Origin of the sequence: Mycobacterium colombiense, from assembly GCF_003284975.1 — a bacterium.
Classification (GTDB): domain Bacteria; phylum Actinomycetota; class Actinomycetes; order Mycobacteriales; family Mycobacteriaceae; genus Mycobacterium; species Mycobacterium europaeum_A.
The window spans coordinates 1-4,621 of the sequence record NZ_QMEU01000184.1 but is presented as its reverse complement, the minus strand read 5'-3'; the positions used below and the strand labels follow the sequence as shown (position 1 = coordinate 4,621).

Genomic DNA, 4,621 nt, shown 5'->3' with positions numbered 1-4,621 from the left:
GCCGCCGCCGGAGCCGCCCCACCGATCGCACCCACCGACTTGGCGATCTGCGTAAAGGTGTTGGCCATACCGGTACTGAAGTACGGCAGACCCTCGGTGTTGTAGAACAACCCCGCAAACGGGCTGTAGCCGTTGACCAGTGTTCCCAGGTTGGTGGGCAGGCTGGTCTGCCCGGTCAGCAGGAACCAGACCTCCGACAGCGGATCCGTGGTCGTCGTCGCCGCGGTCGTCGCCGCGGTGGTCGTGGCGTTGGTCGACGTGGTCGTCGCGGGCTGTGCCAGCGCCTGCAGGGTCTTCGACGTGTTGGTCGCCGTGGAGTTGGCCGTGGCGTTGGTGACCGCCGCGCCCTGGGTGGCCTGACCCGACGGGTTGGTGACCTCAGGCGCCTTCTGGAACTGGGCCACCTTCGTCGCCGAGGCCGACTGGCCCGCATAGCTGTACATCGCGGCCGCGTCTTGGGCCCAGTACTCGCCGTACTGCGCCTCCAGCTGCGCGATCAGCGGGGTGTTCTGCCCCAGCACGTTGGTCGCCTGCAGCTGGCTCACCTGCGTGCGGTTCACCGCGATCAGCGGGGGCGGCACCGAGGAGGCCAGAGCGGTCTCGTAGGCCGCCGCGGCGGTGCGAGCCTGGGTGGCCGCCTCCTCGGCCTGAGCGGCGGTCGTGGTCAGCCACGCCGCGTACGGCGCGGCCGCCTGCGCCATCGCCGTGGACGCGGTCCCCAGCCACTCCTCGCTGTTCAGCGAGGTGATGACGTTGTCATAGCTGAGCGCGGCCGAGTTCAGTTCGGCCGCGAGCGCGCTCCATGCCGACGCCGCAGCCAGAAACGAACCCGACCCCGGACCCGAGTAGATCCGCGCCGAATTGAACTCCGGTGGGAACGCCCCATAATCCACCACGAATGTGCCCCTTAACCTGTGATGTTCGAATCGATGCGTCGAGTAGTAGATGACGTTAACGCGCTGGTGAGCACCGCTACGCCGGACAGAGGAGTAGCGGCGGTCCGGCGCGCCTTTGCGCCGGGCGTCGGGGCCGGCCGCCCGATGCCGGCCGACCCCCCCGACGTGCGCCCGAATATTGAACGTGAGCTGCGCGAATGGTCGAATTCCCGCGCCCCTCGGCCGCGGATGCCGAGGACCGATGCCGGCGGGACCGGGCGCAGGTGCATCGAGGCCGGGAATAAAATCCGGCCGCGGCTAACGGTGAGGGTGTGCATGCTGCGATTCCGCCGCTTATCCGGCCGATGGCGGGCGTGTCAGCACGCTGTAGCGGAACCCGTATTTGTTGACGTACCCGGCGGCCGCGCCGCGCCGCCCGACCGACCCGACCGGCATGCCGCGCAGCAGCCCGTTGGCCGGTGAATTCGCTCCACCCGCCGCCGCGGCCTCGATGGGAGTGGCCTCCTCGGACAGCGCCGCGGGGGTGACCGACGAGGTCAGCGTCGCCCAGTGCTGGGGAACCGAGAGCATCCCGACCCGCGCGGCCTGCCCCGTCCCGGCCGAGATCGCGCTCACGTGCCCCACCCCACCCAGGTTGCCCAGCCCCAGGCTCGCGAACTGCGGCGTGGGATACCAGGCACCACCGGCGCCGGCCGTGCTACCACCGGGACCCGAGATCAGCTGCTGGGCGATCGACGACCAGAAGCTGGTGATGCCGTTCGAGAAATAGGCGAGGCCGGTGGTCTGCTTCAGCAAGGTGCCGTACATGCCGGTGTTCAGGCCGGCGTAGTTGTTGGTCGGCGTGGGCAGCCCGTACTGCAGGAAGCCGTCTATCAGGTTCTGCAGCCAAGTGAACGGTCCCGGCTGCGACGCCGTCGTCGTCGAGGCCTGCGTCACCGCCTGCGTGGTGGCCGTCAAGGCTTGCGGAGTCGCCAGCTGCGAGGTCGTCTGGGCGGTGTTGCCCGCCGGCTCGGCGACTGCCTGCGCGACCGCGGCGGCCTGGTTGGAGTCGGCTTCGGGCGTGGTGGTGTTGGGCGGCGACGTCAACGGGGTCAGCTGCGAGGCGGCCAACGACGCGGCGGCGTAGCCGTACATCGCCGCGGCGTCCTGGGCCCACATCTCCATGTACTGCGCCTCGGTCGCCGCGATCGCCGGGGTGTTCTGCCCGAAAAAGTTCGTCGCGACCAGGGTCGCCAGCAGCACCCGGTTGGCGGCGATCACCGGCGGCGGCACCGTCATCGCGAACGCCGCCTCAAACGCAGCGGCCGCCGCCCGGGCCTGGCCCGCCGTCTCCTCGGCCTGCGCGGCCAGGACGCTCAACCAGCTCACGTACGGCGTCACCGCCGACAACATGGACGCCGAGGCCGGCCCCACCCACGGCGCCTGGATCAGTTCCGAAATCACCGACGTGTACCCGCTCGCGGCACTGCCCAACTCGGCGCCCAGCCCATCCCAGGCGGCGGCCGCGGCCATGAGCGGACCCGACCCCGGACCCGCGTACATGCGACCGGAGTTGATCTCCGGCGGAAATGCCCCGAAGTCCATGGTTACGAAGCACCGGGCTCGAACGACATGTATCCCCTCGCAGGTGATCTCTTGGCGATGACCATCAGAATTTGCTTGTTCGGAAGGCTAAATGGCCGCGCCGCCCAGCGCCGCACCCGTGATGCCGCCACAGCTGCGGCCGGCCAGGCGCCGGCGGCGCGTTACCCCGTGGCGGCGCCATCGGGGCGCCCCCGGGACGCGTCGCGCCGGCACCGTCGTTACCTGCGGGAACGCCCCGTCATCAGGTGCCCTCAGCGGCGCCTTCGGGTGAGCCCGCGGGCGGTTGCGGCGGGGCCGCGCCTACGCGAAAAGCCCAGCGCGGGATAAAAATCCGGCAGCAGATAAAGCCCGCTGGAGATTCGCTGCGGCGTGCCCGGATGCGACGTCCGGGCACGCGGAAACGCGCCCTGCCGCCGGTGTTTGGCGACAGGGCGCGTCCTGGTTTTGCGCCAGAGTTGCTGGGGCCGAAGCTATCCCGCGAAGGGCGGCCGGGCCATGACGGTGGGCCGGAATCCGTACTTGGGACCCGCCACCCCGTGCCCGCCGGCACCGGCACCGGCCAGCGGCATGCCACCGAGCAGGTTGCCGGGTCCGCCGGCGGCCTCCGGGGCCGCGCTGATGCTGCTGACCGGAATCGCATGCCCCAGCGCCGGCGCCGCCGGCGCCCCCGACCAGGCCACCGGCACCGACAACTTGCCAGCCACCGAGGCCGCGCTGCCCAACGCCGCCACCGGGTGAGCCGCCGCAGCACCGCCACCCAACATCCCACCCAGACCACCAAGCCCCGGCAACGCCTTGGCCGCCGCCGGAGCCGCCCCACCGATCGCACCCACCGACTTGGCGATCTGCGTAAAGGTGTTGGCCATACCAGTACTGAAGTACGGCAGACCCTCGGTGTTGTAGAACAGGCTGGCAAACGGGCTGTAACCGTTCACGGCCGAGCCCAGGCTGGTCGGCAGGCTGGTCTGCCCGGTCAGCAGGAACCACAGCTCCGACAGCGGATCCGTGGTCGCCTGCGTCGCGGCCTGGGTCGTGGCGTTGGTTGTCGTCTGCGCCGCGGGCTGCGCCAAGGACTGCAGGGCCTTGGTGGTGTTGGTCGCCGTGGAGTTGGCCGTGGCGTTGGTGACCGCCGCGCCCTGGGTGGCCTGACCCGACGGGTTGGTGACCTCCGGCGCCTTCTGGAACTGGGCCACCTTCGTCGCCGAGGCCGACTGCCCCGCATAGCCGTACATCGCGGCGGCGTCCTGGGCCCAGTACTCGCCGTACTGCGCCTCCAGCTGCGCGATCGTGCCCGTGTTCTGCCCCAGCACGTTGGTCTGGATCAACTGCTGAACCAGTGCCCGATTGCTCGCGATCACGGGCGGGGGCACCACCGACGAGAACGCCGTCTCGAACGCGGCCGCGGCGGCATTGGCCTGCGTGGCCGCCTCCTCGGCCTGGGCCGCGGTGATGCTCAACCACTCCGCATACGGAGTCGCCGCCTGCACCATCGCCGCCGAGGCGGTCCCCGTCCACTCCTCGCTCGACAGCTGAGTCACCACGTTCTGGTAACTCAACGCGGCCGATTGCAACTCCGCGGCAATCGCATTCCACGCCGACGCCGCGGTGGTAAACGACTCCGAACCCGGACCGGCATAGATCCGCGCCGAATTGACCTCCGGCGGAAGTGCTCCGAAATCCAACATCATCGACTCCTTAACCAGTCGCGGCCGCGTTGGCCGCCTCAGTCACCGCGTAGGACCCGGAGCTGGTGCTCAGGGTGTTGACGAACATTTCGTGGATCGCCGCCGCTTGCGCGCTGACGGCCTGGTACATCTGGGCGTGCGCCGCGAACTGTGCCGCCGTCAGCGCCGACACCTCGTCGGCAGCGGCCGGCACCACCCCCGTCGTCGGGGCCGCAGCGGCGGCGTTCTGGGCGCTCAGCGTTGAGCCGATGGTTTGCAGGTTGCCCGCTGCGGCTGCCAACGCCTCGGGCTGCGTGGTCACGAAAGACATCTAGCTTCCTTCCCCTTCCGTGGGACTCATCTGGGCTGGTTGGTTATCCGGCCGAGGGTGGCCGGGTCAGCACGCTGTAGCGGAACCCGTATTTGTTGACGTAGCCGGCGGCCGCGCCGCGCCGCCCGACCGACCCGACCGGCATG

Annotated in this window: 5 protein-coding genes; all 5 read right to left on the bottom strand. The window is 70.0% G+C overall.

The features are described 5' to 3' along the window. Nucleotides 1-896: PPE family protein (locus DQP58_RS25895; RefSeq protein ID WP_133259446.1), on the bottom strand; the 896-nt coding region annotated here is incomplete at its 3' end. A gap of 333 nt (nt 897-1,229) precedes the next feature. Next, a complete protein-coding gene (locus tag DQP58_RS25890; protein ID WP_112710902.1) occupies nt 1,230-2,480 on the bottom strand; it encodes a PPE family protein in 1,251 nt (416 codons plus the stop codon). Between the two features lie 470 nt (nt 2,481-2,950). Next, nucleotides 2,951-4,168, bottom strand: coding sequence for a PPE family protein (locus DQP58_RS25885; RefSeq protein WP_112710901.1), 1,218 nt, complete (start codon nt 4,166-4,168; stop codon nt 2,951-2,953). Nucleotides 4,169-4,175: 7 nt separating this feature from the next. Then, nucleotides 4,176-4,475 carry a PE family protein gene (locus tag DQP58_RS25880; RefSeq protein WP_067019979.1) on the bottom strand — a complete coding sequence of 100 codons (300 nt, stop codon included), beginning with the start codon at nt 4,473-4,475 and terminating at the stop codon, nt 4,176-4,178. Nucleotides 4,476-4,518: 43 nt separating this feature from the next. After that, the coding region (locus DQP58_RS25875) for a PPE family protein, SVP subgroup (protein ID WP_133259445.1) at nt 4,519-4,621 on the bottom strand (103 nt) is incomplete at its 5' end.